The organism is Nocardia sp. NBC_00508 (genome assembly GCF_036346875.1).
Classification (GTDB): domain Bacteria; phylum Actinomycetota; class Actinomycetes; order Mycobacteriales; family Mycobacteriaceae; genus Nocardia.
In genome coordinates this window covers 1,960,888-1,981,806 of sequence record NZ_CP107852.1, presented here as the reverse complement: position 1 = coordinate 1,981,806, position 20,919 = coordinate 1,960,888, and the positions used below count along the sequence as shown (strand labels likewise).

Sequence of the window (20,919 nt, the reverse complement as noted above, 5' to 3'; positions counted from 1 at the left end):
ACGGCGGGGATTCCGGAGGTTGATCTATCGGTTGTAACGCTGCAGTGACGGGCGCGGTATTCACATTGGCCCAGGCGTGACGTGCTGGCAGAATGTCCGATTGTGGTCCCGACCGCCCGCGACACGGCGGGGTGCGCGGCGTGGTGGGTATCCGAAGCCATCGGTGTGTTCCGGGAGCACCGAGACTTGAAACGGGGTTGAAATGAACGTTGGTCAGGGTCGGCGCAGACCGGCCACACGGTGGTCGATACGCACGATCGCCGCACCTGTCATCGTCGTCGCCGTCGCGGCGCTGACGTTGACGGGATGTTCGTCATCGGACGCCTCGCAGGCAGCGCAGGCGGTGATCGACCGCAACCCCATCACGGAATTGATCAAGCCCAAGCTGCTGTCTCCGGTCAAGGACGGCGAGGTGGGGGTCTCGCCGGGGATGCCGATGGCGTTCAAGGTCGAGGACGGCAAATTCACCACCGTGAGCCTGGTCAGCCCGCAGGGCAAATCGGTGAACGGCAAGCTGGCCGCTGACGGACGGTCCTGGGAGACCACCGAGGTGCTCGGCTACGGCAAGACCTACCGGCTGAAGGCCGACGCGATCGGGCTCGGCGGCGCGAACTCCGCGACGCTCAGCTTCACCACCAGCTCGCCGGACAACCAGACCAAGCCCTATCTGGTGCCTGGCGAAGCGGAGGTGGTCGGCATCGGTCAGCCGGTGGCCGTCCAGTTCGACGAGAACATCCCCGACCGCAAGGCCGCGCAGGCCGCGATCAAAGTCACTACCGAGCCGCCGGTGGATGGCGCGTTCTACTGGGTGAACAACCGCGAGGTGCGCTGGCGACCGGAGCATTTCTGGGCACCGGGGACGAAGGTCACCATCGACGTGAACGTCTATGGGCGTGATCTCGGTGACGGTCTCTACGGCCAGGACAACATCCACTCGTTCTTCACCATCGGCGACGCGGTGGTCTTCACCGCAGACGACAACACCAAACAGGTGACCGTCGAGCAGAACGGTCAAGTGATCCGGACCATGCCGACCTCGATGGGCAAGGCAGGCACGCCCACCGACAACGGCGTCTACATCGTGGCCGACCGGCACGAGAAGATCATCATGGATTCCTCGACCTACGGTGTGGCGGTCAACTCCCCGGACGGGTACAAGACGCCGGTGGACTACGCGACGCGACTGTCCTACAGCGGCATCTTCTTCCACTCGGCGCCCTGGTCGGTCGGTGCGCAGGGCTACAGCAACACCAGTCACGGCTGTCTGAACCTCAGCCCGGCGAACGCGCAATGGGTGTACCAGAACGCCAAGCGCGGTGACATCACGATCGTGAAGAACACCGTTGGCGGCACCCTCTCCGGCGTGGACGGCTTGGGCGACTGGAACATTCCCTGGCCGGTCTGGAAAGTCGGCAACGCGGACGACAACCGCTGAGCCACAGCACGAAACCGCCGAACGGGTCACCAGAAAACTGGTGACCCGTTCGGCGTTTCATGGGCTGATGTTGCGGTCGCAGCGTCGTGGCCGACCTCGCGCGGGTCGGATCAACCGCTCCTGCGTGGCGCTGCTACGTCACCGGCCCTGGTACCGCACCCAGGTGGTTGATGTAGGCGTCGAGGATCTGCTCGCCGGTGCAGAAGTGCGCCTCGGGATGCGCGCTGATGTGGCGCAGTGCCCGGTCCAGATACCGCAGTCGGTGGGGGACGCCCATGATGTAGGGATGGACGACCAGCGCCATCACGCGGGCTGAGCCGTCGGCGCGGGCGTCCGCCAGGAGCTGGTCGAACTGGTCGATCGCCCGCTGCCGGTACTCGTCGGCGGAATGGTGCTGGATCAGCATCATCGCGACGTCGTTGCACTCCTGGGTGTAGGGCACGTTGACGATCGGTGCGGTGCGGGTGCGCAGTAGCGTGGGCTGGTCGTCGAGCACCCAGTCGCAGACGTACTCGTAGCCCTCTTCGACCAGGATGTCGGGAGTCTCCCAGGTCTCGGTGAGCCCGGGGCCGAGCCAGCCGCGCGGGGGCCTACCGGTTGCCGCCGCGATGGCGTCGCGCGTGCGCTGGATGTCGAGGCGTTCGTCGTCGACCTTTTGCATGTTCTTCTGGGTGTAGCCGTGCCCGATGAACTCCCAGTTCCGCGCGGTAGCGGCGGAGGTGATCTGGGGGTAGGCGGCGACCGCTGATCCGTTGACGGCGAGGGCCACCGGGATCTCGTATGCGTCGAGCACCCGCAGCATGCGCCAGAAGCCGACGCGATTGCCGTATTCGTGCCACGCCCAGTTGGGCACGTCAGGCGATGGCACCCCGCCCGCGGGCGGGGTGAGGACGGTGCGTGGCATCGGCTCCGAGTCCGACCATTCCTCGACATTGACGATCAGCCACACGGCCACCTTTGCCCCGCCAGGCAGATGCAGCGGTGCCCGGCCGTCGATCGGGTCGTAGTCGATGCGCTCAGTGGGTCGCATGGTTCTTCCTTTCAGCGATGGTGACGGTCAGTGGGGTGAGCCCATCGATGTCCACCCGGACCTCGTTTCCGGGTCGGAGGGCGGCGACGCCCGCCGGGGTGCCCGTGTAGACGAGGTCGCCCGGCATGAGCCGGTAGTCCATCGAGAGGTGGGCAAGGATCTCGGCGACGTTCCAGATCATGTGCGCGATCCGGGTGTGCTGACGTACAGCGCCGTCGACGGTGAGGCGCAGCTCGGCAGCACCGACATCGCCCGCGGCCGCGGCCGGGGTGATCGGGCCGCATGGCGCCGAGGCGTCGAAGGACTTTCCCGCTTCCCAGGCCACCTGTCGTTCCCGGCAGTCGCGCTGCCGATCGCGGCGGGTGAGGTCGATGCCCGCGGCGTAGCCGAAGACCAGTTCCAGGGCCCGTTCGACCGGCACGTCGACGCCTTCGGCACCGACGGCGACGACGAGCTCGCCCTCGAACTCGAAGTCGGCGGTGCGCGGCGGGTATGGCACCCGAGCCCCGTCCCCGACGACGGCGTCGGGCGGCTTCTGGAAGAAGAACGGCTTGTCACGCTCGTCGCCCTCTCGCATTTCCCGCACATGGTCGAGGTAGTTGCGGCCGACGCAGTACACCCGGCGCACCGGGAACAACCGGTCGGAGCCGACCACCGGCACCGTGCTGGCGGTGAGGCTGAACAACAAGGTCATGAGGCTTCCTTTCCAGGGGCGGCGATGGAGCTGAACAGCGCCGGACGCAGCAGCACCGACAGGGCGGCGCCGACCAGGGAGAGCCCGGCGATCTGGATCAGACCGGCGCTGTTCCAACCGAGGAGGGTGACCATGCGGCTCAGCAGGTACCCGGCGACCCCTGCGGCGACGTAGATACAGGTGATGAACAGTCCCGAGGCATGCCCGGCGATCTCCGGACGTACGGACTTGACCAGCAGCCCGGCCAGCGCCACGTACATGCCGCTGCTCGCGAAGAGCCCGAACAGGAAGGAGAACGCAGCATGCCAGCCCGGCGTCGGGGGCCCGAGGAACAGTGCCGCGGCCGAGGCGGCCGTGAGGACGTTGAGCAGGGCGAGGCACAGCCGCGGGTCGAGCCGGTCGCTGAGCCACCCGCCCAAGGGGGAGGCGAAGGCGGCCAGGCCGGACAGGCTGACTGCGAGCCCGGCCTGTCCCGGGGTGAACCCGAGGTGTTCGCGAAGGAAGGTGGCGTACAGGCCGATGTAGGCGAAGTCGACGAGCCCGAACAGGACGGTCACCACGGCGAGCAGCATCGGATTCCAGGACAGCACCGATCCGGCGCCGCCGCGGTGGCGCGAATCCGCAGTCTCCACAACACGTTCCGGTGAGCCGACCTCGGTGAACCGGAGCGGCACCAGCACGAGCACGGCGACCGCCAGGACCAGGCCCAAGAGCCCGAAGACGATCATCGGAGAACGCCAGGTGCCATGTTCGACCAGCAGGGCGGTCGCAACGAGCGGGCCGATGACCGATCCCGTCGCGAACGCCATGTTCACCGCGCCGATCGCGAGGCCGCGATGGCGCGGAAACGCGCCCGCGGCAACGGTGATGATCGCCGCGAGCTGCAGCGCTTCACCGACACCGGAGAGCACCCGCCAGGCGAGCATGTCGGCAAAGCCCACGCTCACCACGGTCAGCACGGTGGCGACGGAGAAGAGCACGGTGCCGACGACGATCAGCCTGCGGCGACCGAATCGGGCCACGGCGATGCCCGCGGGAATGCCGGTGATTCCCATGCCGAGCGCGAACATGGTCGACTGCAGGCCCGACTGGTCGAGCGTGAACCCGTATTCGGCCCGGACATCGGACAGCAGTACGGGAAAAACCATCCGATCCATTGCGTTCACCGAATAGGCGAGCAACAGCAGCGCGAAGAACGCGATGGCCGGCCGGGTGGCGACACGTGCTCCTGTCGAAGGGACCGTGGCGACGTTCGTGGTCATTGGTGCACCGCCGTTTGTGTTGTCGTCGAGTGTGATTCGGTCATTTCCAGGCCCCTGCCGTCCGTGCCCGCTCGACCAGCGCGTCCCGCCGCGCGTCCGCGTCGGCCACCGCGGTGCGGGCGGACGGTTGGGTGAGCTGCCTGTCGTCCAGCAGCACGCGGCCGTCGACGACGACAGTCGTGATATCGGTCGCGCGGCCCTGCCGGACCAACGCCTCGGCGGCATCGCCGGAGGGCAGCAGGTTGGACGATCGCGCGTCGAGCAGGATGAGATCCGCGCGTTTGCCAGGGGACAGCGAACCGGTCACCGCGTCGATCCCGAGGTCGCGGGCGCCGTCGACGGTTGCCAGCTGCAGCAGCCGCCGCGGGCTCGGCGCGCGATCGGCGCCGCAACGCGCACTCTCGACTGCCTCCACTGCGCGCAAGGTGCTGAACACGTCCGGCGCGGTCGGCATGGCGAGCGTGTCGGTGGACAGCGAGACCACGACTCCGGCTTCGAGTAGCTCCGTTACCAGGGGGAACCCCATTGTGCGCAGCTCGGTGATCGGGCTGAGCGACACGTGCGTTCCGGTCGCGGCCAGCGCGGTGATGTCGGCGCCGGACGCATGTACCGCGTGTACGACCTGCACGTCCGGACCGAGCAGCCCCTCGTCGTCGAAGCGGACGAGACCACATGTGCGGCAGTCGGTTTCCCGCAGGCAGCGGTCGCAGTGCAGCGTGATCGGCAGACCCCATTCGCGAGCGCTGCGCCACTCGGCGCGGTAGACCGACTCCGGCGTCCGGTGCGGGCCGCGCAGCGCGACGCCGACATCCACCAGGCCACCGGTCCGACTGGCAGGCCAGCGATCGATGAAGACGCGCAGGTCGGCCAGATCCATGGTCGCCTCGGGTGTGCTGGAGTCGCGCGGACCGTAGGAGAACCGGCCGCGAATGCCCGCGTCGAGCTGAGCCCGCACGTTCGCGTCGGCATCGTCGGGGGAGCGGACGTTGTGGTCCCAGTTGTGCACGGTGGTGATGCCCGCGGTCACCGCCTCGGCGAGGGCGAAGCGCGCGGCCCAGTAGAAGTCCTCGATGTCGTGGAACGGTCCGAGGCCGCGCTTGACCGAGAAGTAGTCACGTCCCGGCGCGTCGGACACGGTGCCGCGCAGCAGGCTGTTCCAGAGATGCCAATGGGTGTCGACGAAACCCGGCAGCGCCAGCAGTCCAGCTCCATCGAGCACGCGAGCGCCCGCGGGGTCCATCGGGTCGACGCCGATCTCGGTGATCACCCCGTCTTCGATGCGTATCGTGGCGTGTTCGAGATCGCCGAGACGTGGATCCATCGTCAGCGCGGTGACATCGGTGATCAGCAAATCCGCGCGAGCGGGCAGGTCGGAGTCAGGAAACATGTCGGCTTACCTCCAATGAGACGGCGATCGCGGCACCCCACGCTGCGACTGTCCAGCGCAGCACGGGAGCAGAGATACGGCGGGCGAGTTGGACGCCGAGGCGTCCCCCGGCCAGCCCGGTCAGGGCCAGCAGTGCGGCCGGACCCCATGCCACCGGGGTGAGCAGGCCGAACGTTACGGTCACGACCATCCCGATGACCAGCGACAACGCACCTTTGAGCGCGTTGAGCCGCTGCGTGGTGTCGTCGAGGAACATCCCGAGCGTGGCGAGGATGACGATGCCCAGCCCCGCCATGAAGAACCCGCCATAGAAGGCGGCGGCGAACTGGGCCGACATCAAGGCCGCCCCACCGGTGGCGTCGACGCGGTGCCGGTTCAGCCGGGCGACGAGCCACGGCTGGGCCGCGAGCAGAACCGCGGAGGCCAGCACCAGCCAGGGCACTACCGCGCGGAACGTCTCCGCGCTCACCGTCAGCAGCGTGATCGCTCCGGCGGTCGCGCCCAGCGTGCTCACCGCACCGAGTCGCACAATGCGCCCGCGCTGGCCGGTCAGTTCCGGCCGGTAAGCCAGCGATCCACCGAGATAGCCCGGCAAGGCCGCGACCGAGTTCGTGACGTTCGCCGTGACCGGCGGCAAGCCGAGCGCCAACAGCGCGGGAAACGACAGCATCGACCCGCCACCCGCCACGGCGTTCGCCGCGCCGGCCAACAGACCGGTCACGGTCAGCACTGCGAGTTGTACCGGAGTCACTCCGATCATGCGCCTCTCCCGTCGTTGCGAGAGTGAGTGTATGCAGTGCATGCAGTGAGTGTCAACGGGCGTTTTGCATGCACTGTATGCTTTAGGTATGAGCAATCCGGCTGCCAGCGGCACCCACGCGGTCTACCTCGAGTTGCGCCGACGCTTCGCCGACGGCGACTTCGCTCCGGCGGAACGCCTCACCGAGACGACGCTGGCCCAGGAGTTGGGCGTGAGCCGGACTCCGGTCCGCGAAGCGCTGGGCAGGCTGCTCGCGGACGGGCTGGTGGTGCCCGCCGCGCGGGGCGGCGCAGTGGTGGCGGCGCTCGACAGTGACGAAGTCCGGCACATCTATCGGCTGCGGGCGTCCCTCGAAGGGCTCGCGGCAGCGGAAGCCGCGAAGCGGCAGGCCAGCGGTCTGATCGCACCCGTGGAGATGCGGGCAATCGGCGACGCCGCCGATGCCGTCGAGCGCGCGATCGAGTTGGGCGACGCGAAGCGCTCCGCCCAGGCGAACCTGGCATTCCATCGCGCGATCGGGCGGACCGCGGCCAATCCGTTTCTCGAAGACGCCCTGCATCGTGTGTGGGACCGGATCGCGGTCGCGACGGTCTCGAATCTCTCCGACCCGGTGTGGGCCGCGAGAGCAGTGGCCGAGCACCGGGCGATCTTCCAGAACATCGCCGACGGCGACGAGAACGCCGCGCGGGCGGCGGCCGAGCAGCACATCAATGACGCCGCGCTGATCTACGAAGCCGCCCAGGCGCGTCGGTGACCCAAAGGCCCGCAAAGCGATTTCTCGAGAGAGGGTCGCGTGAAGAATTGCGGGGATCCCGCTGAAAAGAGGGCCAGATCAGGGTTTGTTCCCTGACCTGGCCCGTATGGGGTGAGCGACGGGACTCGAACCCGCGACATCCAGGATCACAACCTGGTGCTCTACCAACTGAACTACGCTCACCATCGCCGGTGAAGAACCGGCGGGCTAGATATTAGCGTGTCACCCCGCCGACTCCCTAATCGGTTTCTGGCGCGGCGTTGACCTGGGCGGATTCGGCGACCTCTGCGCCCACCTCGGCGGCGACCGCGGCGATCTCGGTGGTGGATGGCCCGGGCGGGGCGACGAATGCGGTGCGCCGGTAGTACTCCAGCTCGCGGATCGACTCCTTGATGTCGGCCAGCGCGCGGTGGCTCAGGCCTTTCTCCGGCTGGCCGAAGTAGATGCGCGGGTACCAGCGGCGGCACAACTCCTTGATCGAGCTCACGTCGATCATCCGGTAGTGCAGGTGCGCGTCCAGCAGCGGCATGTCCCTGGCGATGAAGCCACGGTCGGTGGCGATCGAGTTACCGGCCAGCGGCACGGTGCGGGGGGTCGGGATGTACTCGCGGATATAGTCGAGCACCCGCCGCTCGGCCCCCTCGAGGGTGACGGCGGAGCGGCGGACCTCGTCGGTCAAGCCGGAGCGTGCGTGCATCTCGGCGACCACCGCGGGCATCGCGGCCAGCGCGTCGTCGTCGGCGTGGATGACGATGTCCACGCCCTCGCCGAGGATGTTGAGATCGCTGTCGGTCACGAGTGCGGCCACCTCGATCAGCTTGTCGCTGTCCAGGCGCAGGCCGGTCATCTCGCAATCCATCCACACCACGTATTTGTCGGACACTCGTGCAACACTAGCCGGGTCGAATTGTCCGGCTCGCGGTACGGCGTCTTCGCCCGGTTCCGGGGCGCGCCGCGGACGACGGCCGTCATCGCCTGCGCGCCCGAATCCCGGCGCGGTCACCGGAAGCCGCCGATGAGGCAGGCGAACGCGACCAGCGGCGATACAGTTTCCCCACGATCGGTCCCGCGTCCGGCCCCGCTCACACGCCCGGTGCTATGCACTCGTGCCGACTTGCACGTGCCTGGGGGATGTGGTTCAGCCGTGCTGGCGCGGACCGTCCTGGCTCGTTCGTGATCGAAGGCCGTCCGATCACGACCGAGCCGGTCTCACCGCCCGACGTCGCGGGCCGGCAGATCGGCGGTGGTCTCCCTGCGCACCAGTTCCCTGGCGCGGCCGTCGCGGACGGCGATGACCGGAGGGCGGCCGACACCGTTGTAGGACGAGGCCAGGCTGTGGTGGTAGGCGCCGGTGCACGGCACCGCGAGCACTTCGCCGGGACGCAGGTCGGCGGGGAGGTGCACGTCGGTGGCGAGGATGTCGCCCGCCTCGCAGAAGCGGCCGGCGACGGTCGCGGTCATCTGCGGACCGCAGGGATGACGGTTGGCGACCACGACCTCGTATCGGGCGCCGTAGAGCGCGACGCGCGGGTTGTCGCCCATGCCGCCGTCCACGGTGACATAGGTATGGCCTTCGTCGATGTGCTTGACCGAGAGCACCCGGTACACATGACGCCGCGGATCGTCTCGGTGACGCAGGTCGCTCAGCCGCCGAGCTTCCGGTAGAAGACGCCCGCGATGGGTGCGGTGAGCGCGCGCGGTCCGTACTGTCCCGCCACGCTCATTCCCTTGCTGATCAGGCCGGGAACCACGCGCATCTTGTTGCGGGCGAGCGCCTCGATGGACACCTTGGCGGTGGATTCCGAGGAGACCCACATGAAGTCGGGCACCATCCGGTCCACGATCGAGGCGTCGGCGGGATCGGGGGCTTCGGTGCGGACCGGGCCGGGGGCCAGCAAGGTGACATGCACGCCGGAGCCCTTCAGCTCGCCGCGTAGCGACTCGGCGAAGGTGTTCGCGAACGCCTTGCTCGCGGCGTAGGTGGCGTTGTTCGGGATCGGCATATTGCCCGCGGCCGAGCCGCTGATCAGGATGCCCCCGCCGCCCCTGGCGATCATGCCGGGCAGCACGGCCAGCGTCAGATCGTGCACGGCGACGGCATTGAGCTCCATCTGGGCGCGTTCGTAGTCCGGGTCGAGGTCGGCGACCGCGCCGAAGGTCGCGATGCCCGCGTTGTTGCACAGGATGGCGATGTCGCGCGCGGCCAGCTCCTCCGCCAGCACGCCGCGCTGGGCGCGGTCGGCCAGGTCGACGGGCCGCACCTCGGCGGTGACGCCGTGGGCCAGCGTCAGTCGCTGCGCCAGCTCGGTGAGCAGCTCCTCGCGGCGGGCGATCAGGATCAGCGAGTAGCCGCGTGCGGCGAGCTCGGCGGCGAGCGCGGTGCCGATACCGGAGGAGGCACCGGTGACGACCGCGCGGTTCTCGGAGGTGGGGGAGGGCAGGCTCACCCGGTGCAGCATAGGAGGTACGCCTAGGCGATGCGAAGGCAGCCGCATATCGCCGCTCACAGCCGCGCGGCCAGGCGGGTGCCCTGGTCGATGGCCCGTTTGGCGTCGAGTTCGGCGGCGAGGTCGGCGCCGCCGATGAGGTACAGGCTGACACCGGCGGCGCGCAGCGGGGCCTCCAAATCCCGGACGGATTCCTGGCCCGCGCAGACCACCACATTGTCGACCGGGATCAACTGCGGCTGTTGACGTTTCGCACCGAAGCTGATGTGCAGGCCGTTGTCATCGATGCGTTCGTAGTTCACGCCGCCGACCTGCTCGACTCCCTTGGCCTTCAGTGCGGCGCGGTGCACCCAACCGCTGGTCTTGCCGAGGTCCTTGCCGAACGGGCTGGTCTTGCGTTGCAGCAGAACGACTTCGCGTGCCGCGGGGGCCGGCCTCGGTGTAGCGAGCTGTCCGGGCACCTGCTCGTCGTCGGCGGTGACGCCCCACTCTTCCTTCCACTCGTCCAGCTTGAGCGTGGGATGTCCTTCGACGGTGAGGAATTCGCTGACGTCGTAGCCGATGCCGCCGGCGCCGATCACCGCGACGCGCTTGCCGACCGGCTTCTCCTCGCGGACCAGCTCGGCGTACGACAGCACCATGGGGTGATCGATGCCGGGGATGTCGGGGATGCGCGGCCGCACGCCGGTGGCCAGCACTACCTCGTCGTAGCGGCCTGCGATGAGTTCGTCGGCGCCGACCCGCTTGTTCAGGTGCACCGTGACCCCGGTCAGCTCGAGCATCCGGCTGTAGTAGCGGATCGACTCGCTGAACTCCTCTTTGCCGGGAATACGGCGGGCGATGTCGAACTGGCCGCCGATCTTGTCGTCGGCCTCGAACAGCTCGACGCGGTGCCCGCGTTCGGCGAGGTTCACCGCCGCGGCGAGACCGGCTGGTCCCGCGCCGACCACCGCGACGCGCTTGGTGCGGCGGGTCGGGAGCAGCTTCAGCTCGATCTCGTGCCCGGCGCGCGGGTTGAGCAGGCATGACACGGTCTTGCGCTGGAAAGCGTGGTCCAGGCAGGCCTGATTGCAGGCGATGCAGGTGTTGATCTCGTCGACGCGATCCTGCGCGGCCTTGTTCACCCACTCCGGGTCGGCGAGGAACGGCCTGGCCAGCGAAACCAATTGGGCGTCACCGCGGGTCAGGATCTCCTCGGCGACTTCCGGCATATTGATCCGGTTGGACGCGCACACCGGAATAGTCACCTGGGCGGTGATCTTCGCGGTGAACTCGACGAACGCCGCGCGGGGCACCGAGGTCACGATGGTCGGCACTCGCGACTCGTGCCAGCCGATATCGGTGTTCAGGATGTTCGCCCCGGCCGCTTCGAGTTCCTTTGCCAGCGCGATGATCTCGTCGAAGCTCTGGCCCTTCTCCACCAGCTCGGCCATGGACAACCGGAACACGATGATGAAATCCGGGCCGACCGCGGCGCGCGTGCGGCGCACGATCTCCACCGCGATCCGGCGCCGGTTCTCCGCGGAGCCGCCCCATTCGTCGGTGCGCTTGTTGGTGCGCGGCGCGAGGAACTGGTTGATGAAGTAGCCTTCACCGCCCATGATCTCGCAGCCGTCGTACCCGGCGAATTGAGCCAGCTTCGCGCAGCGGGCGTAGTCGTCGATGGTTCGCTCGACGCCGTTGGCCGAGAGTTTGCGCGGCCGGAACGGATTGATCGGGGCCTTGATCGACGACGCCGAGACGCTGCCCGGCATATAGGAGTAGCGACCGGCGTGCAGGATCTGGATCGCGATCTTGCCGCCCTGCTCATGCACGGCCTTGGTGATCGTCCGGTGCCGATACGCCTCGGTCTTGTTGGTCAGCTTCGCGCCGAATGGCAGCAGCCAGCCCGTGCGGTTGGGTGCGTAGCCGCCGGTGATGATCAGGCCCGCACCCCCGCGTGCGCGTTCGGCGAAGTAGGCGGCGAGCTTGTTGGTGTCCCAGGCGCGGTCCTCCAGACCGGTGTGCATCGAGCCCATCACCACGCGGTTGCGCAAGGTGGTGAAGCCGAGATCGAGCGGCTCGAACAGATGGGGGAAGGAGCTCATCGGTGAGATCGCCTTTCTCCGTCAATCCGCGTGCGGGGCTGAGGCACGCGGGTGCAGTGCTTGCAGAACTTCGTCGCACCATTCGACGAACCCCGACTCCACGCGGATGCCCGCGCGCAGAACGAGGTACTGGTGCAGGGCGGTCCCGGAGAGCTGGTCCGGGGCCGGGAAGTCTCGTTTCTCGATGTGCCGGTACAGCTCGAGCCGCTGGGCGTGCTGGTCGCGGTGGCGGGCCACCTCGGCGCGCAACGCGGTGATGTCGCCGTAGGCGGCGGCGCGGATCTTCACCGCGAGCTCGTTGCGCGGGGTGCCGGGGTCGCTCGGTTCGGCGATCCAGCGGGCCAGCTCGGTGCGCCCGGCCTCGCTCACCGAGTACACCTTCTTGTCCGGCCTGCCCTCCTGGACCACCGACACGCCGTTGACCCAGCCGGACTCCTCCATGCGTTTGAGGACGCGATAGATCTGCTGGTGGGTCGCGTTCCAGAAGTAGCCGATGGACTTGTCGAAGCGGCGCGCCAGCTCGTACCCCGAGCCGGCGCGCTCGCTCAGCGATACCAGCAACGCATGCTCGAGTGCCATGCGGTGAGGATAGCCGTGACACTTGGTACTATGCAACTAGGTGCATAGAGGTTCGGGTGCGATCGTCGCGCCATCGCTGGGGGCGGACCCGCGTCGTCCCGCTGTGCTCATGGGCTGCGGCCATTAAGCTGCGCGGCATGACCGAGGTGAACGCGCAGGCGACCGTCGGGCAGGCGGCCGGGCGCGGGCAGATGGTGGCGTGGGGGTTGTGGGACTGGGGGTCTTCGGCGTTCAACGCCGTCATCCTCACGTTCGTCTTCTCGGTATATCTCACCGACAAGGTCGGCGACGACCTACCCGGCGCGGTTTCCGCCAGTGCCTGGCTCGGCTGGTCGCTGGGTATCGCGGGCCTGATCGTGGCACTCACCGCGCCGATCAGCGGGCAGCGCTTCGACGCGTCGGCGAAACGCAAACGCTCCCTGGGTGTGCTGACCGCGCTCATCATCGCCCCGATGACGCTGATGTTCTTCGTGCACGACGACTACAACGACCTGTGGCTCGGCCTCGTGCTGCTGGCGTTCGCGTCGGCCTGTTTCGAACTGTCGAACATCCCGTACAACGCGATGCTGCGGCAGGTGTCCACGCCGCAGACGGTTGGCCGGGTCTCCGGATTCGGCTGGGCGATGGGCTATTTCGGCGGGATCTTCCTGCTGTTGATCTGCTACGTCGGTTTCATCGCCGGCGAGGGCGACAATCGCGGGCTGCTCGGCGTGCCCACCGACGACGGGCTCAACATCCGCTTGGTCGCGGTGCTGGCCGCCGTGTGGTTCGCCGCCTTCGCGCTGCCGGTCATGTTCGCGGTGCCCGAACTGCCTCGGACGAACGCTGATCCCGGCGCGGCGAGCGCCGGGGTCTTCGCCTCGTACCGGGTGCTCTGGCGCGATCTGCGCGAGTTGTGGCGCACCGACCGTCGCACGGTCGGTTTCCTGGTGGCCAGCGCCGTGTTCCGCGACGGTCTGGCCGGGGTGTTCACCTTCGGGGCGGTGCTTGCCGTGCGGGTCTACGGCATCGACGACTCGGACGTGCTGCTGTTCGGCATCGCCGCCAATGTGGTTGCCGCGCTGGGCGCGATCGTCGCGGGACGCTTCGACGACAGCGCAGGCCCGAAGATCGTCATCGTGGTATCGCTGGCCGCGATGCTGGTGTGCGGTTTCGCCCTGCTGGTGGTGTCCGGCCCGCTGATGTTCTGGATCTTCGGGTTGCTGCTCACGGTTTTCGTCGGTCCCGCGCAAGCGGCGGCGCGCTCGTTCCTGGTGCGGGTGGCCCCGCCGGGCCGAGAGGGTCAGCTCTTCGGCTTGTACACGACCACGGGCCGCGCGGTGTCCTTCCTGGCTCCGAGTCTTTTCGGTTTGTTCGTCTGGCTGTTCGACGACGATCGCGCGGGCATTGCCGGGTTGCTGGTCGTGCTCGCGGTGGGGCTCGCGGTGCTGCTGCCGGTGCGGTCGCCGGACCCGATGGAAGTCCGAACCGATCCGGTCCCTGAGGGGCCCGGGTCGGCCCGGTGAGATCCGCCGTGGGCGTCACCGGCGCTTCGGTGGCCGCCAGTTGCCCATGCCGAGCGCGATCAGGCGCATCTGCTGCACGGTGCGGTCGATGATCGCTTGTTCTTCGCGCGGTGCGGCCGACACGTAGGCGGCGATCGCATCGGTCACGGTGGTGACCATCAGGTCGGCGGCGATTTCCAAGTCGCGCGGGGTCCAGGAGTCCAGAGCCGTGATCCGGGAGAGGTCGGCGACGAGTTCCCGCACGATCAACTGGATCTCGCGGGCGATCGCGGTGCGCAGCGCCGCAGATCCGCCGTGCCGCTCCCTGGTGAGAAAGCCGAACAACTCCCGTTTCGGGCCTACCTGCGTGAACACGAATCGCACCGTGTCCGACAGGCTCGCGTCCCGGTTCCGCCGCACCTCGCGCAGCGCCAAGCGCAACGCGGTGACGCCATCGTCCACCAGTGTCGCGCCCAGGTCCTCCAGCGACGCGAAGTGCCGGTAGAACGCGGTCGGTACGATGCCGGCCGATCGGGCGATCTCCCGCAGGCTGAGCGCGGCGAAACCGCGGTCGGCGGCCAGCGTCAAGGTGCCGTCCAGCAGTGCCTGCCTGGTCCGCTCCTTGCGTTCGCCTCGGGTAGCTGCCTGCTCACTCATCCCGGTGAGCATACATCCGTTCACCATTCGGCCTATCGATAGCTGTTGTTCAGGTCACATGTTTTGCCCGTTGACACCGGTCCACGGTCATCAGTCACACTAGTTGAGTGTACAGACGTGCACTGAAATTTACGTCGCACGTCGTCGGCCCGACTAGAGGCACGGAGAACGAATGGTGGATCTCATCAACCTGGTGCAGACCCTGACCTCGCCCCACCCGCTGGATCGGTATCTGGAACTGGTCCGCCCCACCCTCACGCTGCGGGACATGCGGGCGGAGATCACCCGGGTGCGCCACTCGGCGCCGGGCTCGGTGACGCTCACCTTGCGTCCGACCAGGCAGTGGAAAGGCCATCAGGCCGGACAGTACGTCCAGCTCGGCGTCGTGATCGATGGCGTTCGGCACACCCGGTGCTATTCGCCGGTGAACCCGGAAGGCGGTCGGGATCGCCACATCGAACTCACGGTGAAGGCACATCCCGGCGGAGTGGTGTCGCCATTTCTCTACCACAACGCCGTGCCCGGCATGGTGGTCGATCTGACGCCCGCCGACGGCATGTTCCGGCTGCCCGAGCCGCGTCCGGAACGTCTGCTGTTGATCAGCGGCGGCAGCGGCATCACGCCCGTGCTGTCCATGCTGCGCACGCTGGCCGCGGAGAGCCATCGGGGCGAGGTCGTCTTCCTGCACTACGCGAAGTCGCCCGCAGTGCTGCCGCACCGCGCCGAACTCGACGCTATCGCGCGGCGGCACCCGAACTTTCGCATCGAACTGCGCCACCCGCACCGGCCCGAACGCATCGACCCCGGCGCGCCGTGGATCGACCTCGCGCGCCCGAAGGGCAGCGGGTACTTCGACTACGACGAATTGGAGCGTGTCGCTCCCTGGTTCGCCGACGCACAGACCTACGTGTGTGGTCCACAATCGCTGATGGACGCGGTGCGCAAGATCTACCAGGCCGAACAGTGGGACGACCGGCTGCACACCGAAGAGTTCACGCTGTCCGTCGCGGCTGCGGACGCCGCTCGAGCCCACGGCACGGTGAACTTCTCGGCGAGCCGGGTGAGTGCCGAGAACAACGGCGCAACGCTGCTGGAGCAGGCCGAATCAGCCGGCCTCAGCCCCGAGTACGGCTGCCGCATGGGGATCTGTTTCTCCTGCACCGCGGTGCGCCGCGCGGGCTGCACGCGCAACCTGCGCACCGGCGAGACCGACAGCGATCCCGACCAGCCCATCCAGTTGTGCATCAGCGCGCCGGTCGGCGACGTCGACATCGATATCTGACACCGAACGGGAGCAATCATGACCATCCTCACCGAAACCGAATCCGGGCCATTGGTCCTGAGCCGGGAGCAGATAGAGGAACTCGGCCGGGAGCTCGACGAGCTGCGCGCCGCGATCGTCGCCGATCTCGGCGAGCGCGACCGGGAGTACCTGTACTCGATCATCAAGGCGCAGTGCGGCTTCGAGATCGCCGGGCGCGGCCTGATGTATCTCGGCTTCCTTCCGCCGTTCTGGCTGGCCGCGGTGGCGGCACTGAGCGTGTCGAAGATCTTGGACAACATGGAGATCGGCCACAATGTGATGCACGGCCAGTACGACTGGATGCGCGAACCCGGCCTGAATTCCCGCGTGTTCGAGTGGGATACGGTCTGCCCGGCCGACCAGTGGAAGCATTCGCACAACTACCTGCACCACACCTACACCAACATCCACAACAAGGACCGCGACATCGGCTACTCCGTCCTGCGGATGGACGAGGCCCAGGAGTGGAACGTGCTGCGGCTCGGACAGCCGCTGTACGCCTTCATGCTGATGATGCTCTTCGAGTGGGGGGTGATGGGCCACGATCTCGAGGTCGAGAAGATCGTGCGCGGCGAGCGGACGTGGCCGGAGATCGAGCAGTTGATCCTCGGCCAGTGGCGCAAGGCGGGCAAACAGGTGCTCAAGGACTACCTGGTGTTCCCGGCGCTGACCGGGCCACTGTTCTTCCACACCCTGGCGGGGAACGCCGCGGCCAACCTGGTGCGCAACGTATGGGCCTTCGCCATCATCTTCTGCGGGCACTTCCCGACCGGAGTACAGACGTTCACCGAGGAGGAGACCGCGGACGAGACCCGGGGTGAGTGGTACATCCGCCAGATGCTCGGCTCGGCCAACATCACCGGCAGGAAGCTGTTCCATATCATGGCCGGCAATTTGTCGCACCAGATCGAACACCATCTGTTTCCGGATCTGCCCGCGAGCCGCTATCCGGAGATGGCGCCGACGGTGCGCGCATTGTGTGAAAAATACGGCCTGCCGTACAACACCGGCACGCTCGGTAAGCAGATCGGCTCGGTATGGAAGAAGATTTTCAAACTCGCGCTGCCGCCGCGCTGGGTGAAGAGCGAGCCATCTCCCGGTGTTATCGTGATGCGTCAGCGAAAGGCGAGCGAAGCGGGCGTGTGAATGATCGGTAAATTCGAAAGCAACAAAGATCTCATTCAGGAATTGACCTCCTCCGGGGCCAGGCACGTCGGCAATATCGCCAACATCGTCACCGGCACCGTCGCGGAGGTCACCAGGGAGATCGGTGAGTGGATCACCGACGCGATCGAGATGAACGAGGCGGCCGCCGCGGCTCGCCGGGACGCGGCGGCCGAGCGCGATCTGGCCCGCGATTCCGACGATGTGCAGGTCACGAAACCGCCGGTGACCGAGACGGAGGGGTTTGTGGACGCCGAGGTCGTCGACGCCGAGGTCGACGAGCCCCGCTGATCACCACACCGGCAACCGGCGCCGGTGTTCGATGACGTCGGTGATCAGATCCTGGTAGCCGTCGATCAGCTCGGCGAGCTTGGTCCACTGCAGGTGAGCTTCCCCGTCCACCTGCAGTGGATGTGGCCGCATCGTGACCATGCCGCCCAAAGAATATTGGGCGGCAACCCATTTCTCCGCGATGCGATCGATGACCGCCCCCAGCGTCTCCGTGTGCAGCGAGGCGCCCGCGCGGTGTTGAATGTGCGCATCGACCCAGGCGTCTATGCGTCCGATCCACTCGGCGCGTTCCGCATCGATACCCTCGACCAGTTGAGTGCAGACCGCGACGTGCGTACTGGCGGCTCCGGGCGCGTGTGCCCGCTCGAGCGCCCGGTGTCGTCGATCATGGCATTCGACGAGCTCTTGCGCGGCCTGCAGCACGTCGTGCCGGTGCCGGTCGGCGTCGTCGGGTGCACGGAATGCGCGAAGCAGCGCGGCGGCCGGCGGGAGTTCATCGGCTCCGAAACTGCGTTGAGCGTATTGGGTTGGCATGACATACCCCTGCGACATGATCAGAATCCTGGTTACGCCAGGGCCGAGGGGGATTCAGGGAGGGGCCGCCCCTCGGCTCCGGCGCAGTCCCGCACCCGGATGGCCATCCCACCGTCCACAGCACGGCAGAGAAACCGGGAAATCCGCGACGATGCGAGAGAAGACGGTCCGAGAAATCGGGACACTTTCAGGAAAGCGCGGTAGTCGAATCCGCGCAATAGGGTGATGTGCGAATCCGAAAGCTGCCGGGAAATCGTTATGTTCCGTTACGGCTGGGTCACCCGCTGCCCGGGAACGTTGCGCAGCGGCGCGAATAGCCGGAGCGCATCAGTGGCAAACCGATGGATTGCGGCGGCTGCGCGTGCCGGTCCGATCGGCTAGCCTCGGTGTTCGTGCCCGCCTACGTGTCATCGCCCGAGCTGACATTCGGGTTCATGTTCGCGCTGGAAGACCCTGAGCGAATCGCGGAAGTCGTGCGCACGCTCGTCGTCCGCAAGACCGTGTCTGTCTTCCGCCTCGCCCGGCTGTCCGACGACGATGGCCCGCCGGAGCGCTACGTGGTCAACTGGGCGGTCATCCCGCAGATCTCCATCACCACCGCCGCGCCGGACCAGGATGAGCTCCGCGCCACCCGCACCATGCTGGTCAACGCTTTTCTCAGCGAGGACGGCGAGGTCAGTCTGTATTCGGCACAGTCGAACGGACCGGCTTGACCGACCGCCCGGATGGCGGGCATCCGGGGCGGTCGATCGGTCAGCCTGCCGCGATCGGTTCGTCCAATCGCCCGGAACGAGCGAGCCTGAACAGGCCGGCCGCGGCGATCAGGCCGACGGCGGCAAGCGCCGCCCAAGCCAGGGCGCTCATCCCCGCGTCGCGAGTGGCATCCAGAAGCGTTCCGATGCCAAGGTTTCCGATCAGGATGCCGATGCCGACGATGGTGTTGTAGACGCCGTAGTGCGTCGCCACCAGGCGGTTGCCCGACAGCGCGACCACGGTGTCCATCTCGAACGGAAACACCGCTGCCGCACCGACTCCCAGCACCGCGGCGGTCAGCAGCAGGGCGCCGACCGCGGGCCACACGCCGAGGCCGATGCCCGGCACCGACAGCAGCGGCAGGAACGCCGACGCGAGTATCGCCATGCCGCGTGCCAGGCTGTCCACGCGACCCCAGCGCTGCCCGAACCAGCGGGTGATGCGCAGTTGCCCGGCGATCGCGATCACCCCGGACAACACGAACACCGCCGTCATCAGCGCGGTCGCCGAGTCCGCACCGACGATCCGCGCAGCGTGCACGGGCAACGCCAGATACACCTGGAAGGCCAGCACCGAGGAGCTGATCATCGCGGCGGCGAACAGCAGGAACGGTCGGTTGGCCAGTACGACGCGCCAATCGTCCAGTACCGTAGCGGTTTTCGGCTCGGCCGTGTGCTGCGGCAGGGCCCGCAGCTGTGCCAGGGTCAACGCACCGAAGACCACCGCGGCGCCCGTGGCGGTGGCGCGGAAGTCCACGGCCATCAGCGCGAGCCCGACGATCGGGCCGAACAGGATGCCCGCCTGATAGAAGACGTTGAACACAGCGAACGCCTCCACCCGCCGCGGCTGCGAATCCACCGCCAGATACGCACGGACCGCGGGGTTGAACAGCGCGCCGGCGAAGCCGGTCGCCGCCGCCGCGATCAGCAGCGCGGGCAGCGAATTCGCGATGGTCAGCAGTGCGAAACCGCCGGTGCGCAGCAGGCAGCCGGCCACGATGAGCGGTTTGTAGCCGAGTCGATCTGCCAGTGTTCCACCGAGCAGGAACATGCCTTGCTGAGCGAAGTTGCGGACGCCGAGCACCAGCCCGACCGCCCACCCGGCCAGGCCGAGCGGGCCCGCCAGGTAGCCGGCCAGGTAGGGCATCAGCATGTAGAAGCCGGTGTTGATGGCGAACTGGTTGATCATCAGCATGCGGCTCGGCCGGTTGAAGCCGCGGTAGGTGGTGAGCAGTTCGGTCATCGTGCCCGCTCCCCGGTGGGGGCGCCGGCGCGGGGATCGGTGACCGTCGTGCACCGGGCCCAGGAGTCGACGACGGCGTCGGACGGATGTGCGATGCGCAGCGGTGCTGATGGCGGTTCCATGCCGAGCAAGCCGTGCGCGCGGCAGTAATCGTCGCTGTACACGGTGTCGAAGTAGCGCAGTGGACCGTCAGGGAAGACGGCGGCGATCCGGGTGTCCGGGTCGCCGGTGCGGGCCAGCCAGCCCGCCACCAGCGCGACCGCGCCGACGCTCCACCCGCCGCTGGCATGGTGTGTCGCGGCGAGTCGGCGGCAGGCCCACACCGCCTCCGCGGGCGCGACCCAGTGGACTTCGTCGAACGCCGGGTAGTCGACGTTGTCCGGATGGATGCTCGAGCCGAGACCGCGCATCAGCCGCGGGCCTGCGGGCTGGCCGAAGATCGTGGAGGCGACGGTGTCCACGCCGATCAACCGCAGATGCGGGAAATACCGCCGCAGGGTGCGCGCGATCCCGGCGGAATGACCGCCGGTGCCGACCGAACAGACCAGCACATCGATCCGCCCCAACTGAGCGACCAGCTCGAGGGCCAGCGTTTCGTAGGCGTCGCGGTTGTCGGGATTACGGTACTGGTCGGGGCACCACGCCCGCGGATCCTGGGCCAGGAGTTCGGCGACGCGGTCGCGGCGCGCCTGCTGCCAGCCGCCTGCCTGGTGCGGTTCGGTGACCAGCTCCACCGTGGCGCCGTAGGCCGCGAGCATGTGGCGCATGAGCGGCTCCAGGCCGGGGTCGGTGACCACCGTGACCGGATGGTGATGCACCATGCCCGCCAGCGCCAGTCCCAAACCCAGAGTGCCGCTGGTGGATTCGATGATCGGGGCGCCCGGTGCGAGCTCGCCGCGCGCGGCGGCGCGTTCGACCATGTGCAGGGCGGGCCGGTCCTTCATGCCGCCGGGATTGGCGCCCTCCAGCTTCGCCCAGAAGCCGCGGCCGTCCGGTTCTGTTGCGGCGCCGAGTGGTTCGGTGATCCAGAGGACCGGCGTGTTGCCCACCATGGTT

20 protein-coding genes, 1 tRNA gene and 1 pseudogene are annotated in these 20,919 nt (G+C 67.8%); 7 read left to right on the top strand and 15 right to left on the bottom strand.

The genetic code is table 11. The annotated features are described in order from the left end of the window. Window positions 1-202: 202 nt before the first annotated feature. Window positions 203-1,435 (top strand): L,D-transpeptidase, encoded by a 1,233-nt coding sequence (locus tag OHA40_RS08910; RefSeq protein ID WP_330232589.1) that lies wholly within the window; start codon window positions 203-205, stop codon window positions 1,433-1,435. 133 nt (window positions 1,436-1,568) lie between these two features. Here OHA40_RS08910 and OHA40_RS08905 read toward each other — a convergent pair whose 3' ends face one another. From OHA40_RS08905 to OHA40_RS08885, 5 genes are read right to left on the bottom strand one after another with little or no spacing between them, the layout of a single operon-like run. Then, window positions 1,569-2,465, bottom strand: a complete 897-nt coding sequence (locus tag OHA40_RS08905) for a polysaccharide deacetylase family protein (protein WP_330232588.1) — start codon at window positions 2,463-2,465, stop codon at window positions 1,569-1,571. Then, window positions 2,452-3,159, bottom strand: coding sequence for a fumarylacetoacetate hydrolase family protein (locus OHA40_RS08900; RefSeq protein WP_330232587.1), 708 nt, complete (start codon window positions 3,157-3,159; stop codon window positions 2,452-2,454). The genes OHA40_RS08905 and OHA40_RS08900 overlap by 14 nt, the downstream gene beginning before the upstream one ends. Beyond that, the gene (locus OHA40_RS08895) at window positions 3,156-4,421 is read right to left on the bottom strand and encodes an MFS transporter (RefSeq protein WP_330232586.1); all 1,266 of its coding nucleotides are present in this window, start codon (window positions 4,419-4,421) and stop codon (window positions 3,156-3,158) included. The genes OHA40_RS08900 and OHA40_RS08895 overlap by 4 nt, the downstream gene beginning before the upstream one ends. Before the next feature lie 40 nt (window positions 4,422-4,461). Continuing rightward, window positions 4,462-5,808 (bottom strand): amidohydrolase family protein, encoded by a 1,347-nt coding sequence (locus OHA40_RS08890; RefSeq protein ID WP_330232585.1) that lies wholly within the window; start codon window positions 5,806-5,808, stop codon window positions 4,462-4,464. Continuing rightward, window positions 5,798-6,568: a sulfite exporter TauE/SafE family protein gene (locus OHA40_RS08885; protein ID WP_330232584.1), complete on the bottom strand. Its 771-nt coding sequence runs from the start codon at window positions 6,566-6,568 to the stop codon at window positions 5,798-5,800. Before OHA40_RS08885 ends, OHA40_RS08890 begins: the two co-directional genes overlap by 11 nt. Window positions 6,569-6,656: 88 nt before the next feature. Between OHA40_RS08885 and OHA40_RS08880 the strand changes: the two genes are divergently transcribed. Next, complete coding sequence (locus OHA40_RS08880; RefSeq protein ID WP_330232583.1) at window positions 6,657-7,322, top strand: GntR family transcriptional regulator; 666 nt, start codon at window positions 6,657-6,659, stop codon at window positions 7,320-7,322. 107 nt (window positions 7,323-7,429) lie between these two features. Here OHA40_RS08880 and OHA40_RS08875 read toward each other — a convergent pair. The 6 genes and pseudogenes from OHA40_RS08875 to OHA40_RS08850 form a co-directional block, all read right to left on the bottom strand. After that, window positions 7,430-7,505: transfer RNA gene (locus tag OHA40_RS08875), tRNA-His, on the bottom strand. 55 nt (window positions 7,506-7,560) lie between these two features. After that, on the bottom strand, window positions 7,561-8,181 hold the full coding sequence (gene orn / locus OHA40_RS08870; RefSeq protein ID WP_442944034.1) for an oligoribonuclease: 621 nt from the start codon (window positions 8,179-8,181) through the stop codon (window positions 7,561-7,563). 350 nt (window positions 8,182-8,531) lie between these two features. Next, window positions 8,532-8,930, bottom strand: a pseudogene (locus OHA40_RS08865) (diaminopimelate decarboxylase family protein); the annotation flags it as partial. A 35-nt stretch (window positions 8,931-8,965) separates the two neighbouring features. Continuing rightward, complete coding sequence (cmrA, locus tag OHA40_RS08860; RefSeq protein ID WP_330232581.1) at window positions 8,966-9,769, bottom strand: mycolate reductase; 804 nt, start codon at window positions 9,767-9,769, stop codon at window positions 8,966-8,968. Window positions 9,770-9,825: 56 nt separating this feature from the next. Further along, on the bottom strand, window positions 9,826-11,856 hold the full coding sequence (locus OHA40_RS08855; protein WP_330232580.1) for an NADPH-dependent 2,4-dienoyl-CoA reductase: 2,031 nt from the start codon (window positions 11,854-11,856) through the stop codon (window positions 9,826-9,828). Between the two features lie 21 nt (window positions 11,857-11,877). Beyond that, complete coding sequence (locus tag OHA40_RS08850) at window positions 11,878-12,435, bottom strand: PadR family transcriptional regulator (RefSeq protein WP_330232579.1); 558 nt, start codon at window positions 12,433-12,435, stop codon at window positions 11,878-11,880. 137 nt (window positions 12,436-12,572) lie between these two features. On the opposite strand from OHA40_RS08850, the gene OHA40_RS08845 reads away from it, so the two are divergent. Next, window positions 12,573-13,940 (top strand): MFS transporter, encoded by a 1,368-nt coding sequence (locus tag OHA40_RS08845; RefSeq protein ID WP_330234101.1) that lies wholly within the window; start codon window positions 12,573-12,575, stop codon window positions 13,938-13,940. Between the two features lie 15 nt (window positions 13,941-13,955). Here the strand turns inward: OHA40_RS08845 and OHA40_RS08840 are convergent, their stop codons facing one another. After that, a complete protein-coding gene (locus OHA40_RS08840) occupies window positions 13,956-14,576 on the bottom strand; it encodes a TetR family transcriptional regulator (RefSeq protein WP_330232578.1) in 621 nt (206 codons plus the stop codon). Between the two features lie 172 nt (window positions 14,577-14,748). On the opposite strand from OHA40_RS08840, the gene OHA40_RS08835 reads away from it, so the two are divergent. Genes OHA40_RS08835 through OHA40_RS08825 form a run of 3 tightly spaced genes read left to right on the top strand, consistent with a single transcriptional unit; the run spans window position 14,749 to window position 17,334 of the window. Next, window positions 14,749-15,858: a ferredoxin reductase gene (locus tag OHA40_RS08835; protein WP_330232577.1), complete on the top strand. Its 1,110-nt coding sequence runs from the start codon at window positions 14,749-14,751 to the stop codon at window positions 15,856-15,858. Between the two features lie 18 nt (window positions 15,859-15,876). Beyond that, entirely contained in the window at window positions 15,877-17,025 is a 1,149-nt protein-coding gene (locus OHA40_RS08830) for a fatty acid desaturase family protein (RefSeq protein ID WP_330232576.1), read from the top strand. After that, the gene (locus tag OHA40_RS08825) at window positions 17,026-17,334 is read left to right on the top strand and encodes a hypothetical protein (RefSeq protein ID WP_330232575.1); all 309 of its coding nucleotides are present in this window, start codon (window positions 17,026-17,028) and stop codon (window positions 17,332-17,334) included. It begins immediately after the preceding gene. Here OHA40_RS08825 and OHA40_RS08820 read toward each other — a convergent pair whose 3' ends face one another. Further along, window positions 17,335-17,868: a DUF4254 domain-containing protein gene (locus OHA40_RS08820; protein WP_330232574.1), complete on the bottom strand. Its 534-nt coding sequence runs from the start codon at window positions 17,866-17,868 to the stop codon at window positions 17,335-17,337. It lies immediately after the preceding gene. A gap of 392 nt (window positions 17,869-18,260) precedes the next feature. Here OHA40_RS08820 and OHA40_RS08815 point away from each other — a divergent pair, with 392 nt between their 5' ends. Then, window positions 18,261-18,581: a hypothetical protein gene (locus tag OHA40_RS08815; RefSeq protein WP_330232573.1), complete on the top strand. Its 321-nt coding sequence runs from the start codon at window positions 18,261-18,263 to the stop codon at window positions 18,579-18,581. 40 nt (window positions 18,582-18,621) lie between these two features. Here the strand turns inward: OHA40_RS08815 and OHA40_RS08810 are convergent, their stop codons facing one another. Next, on the bottom strand, window positions 18,622-19,863 hold the full coding sequence (locus OHA40_RS08810; protein WP_330232572.1) for an MFS transporter: 1,242 nt from the start codon (window positions 19,861-19,863) through the stop codon (window positions 18,622-18,624). Beyond that, window positions 19,860-20,915 (bottom strand): PLP-dependent cysteine synthase family protein, encoded by a 1,056-nt coding sequence (locus OHA40_RS08805; RefSeq protein WP_330234100.1) that lies wholly within the window; start codon window positions 20,913-20,915, stop codon window positions 19,860-19,862. Before OHA40_RS08805 ends, OHA40_RS08810 begins: the two co-directional genes overlap by 4 nt. Between the last annotated feature and the right edge of the window lie 4 nt (window positions 20,916-20,919).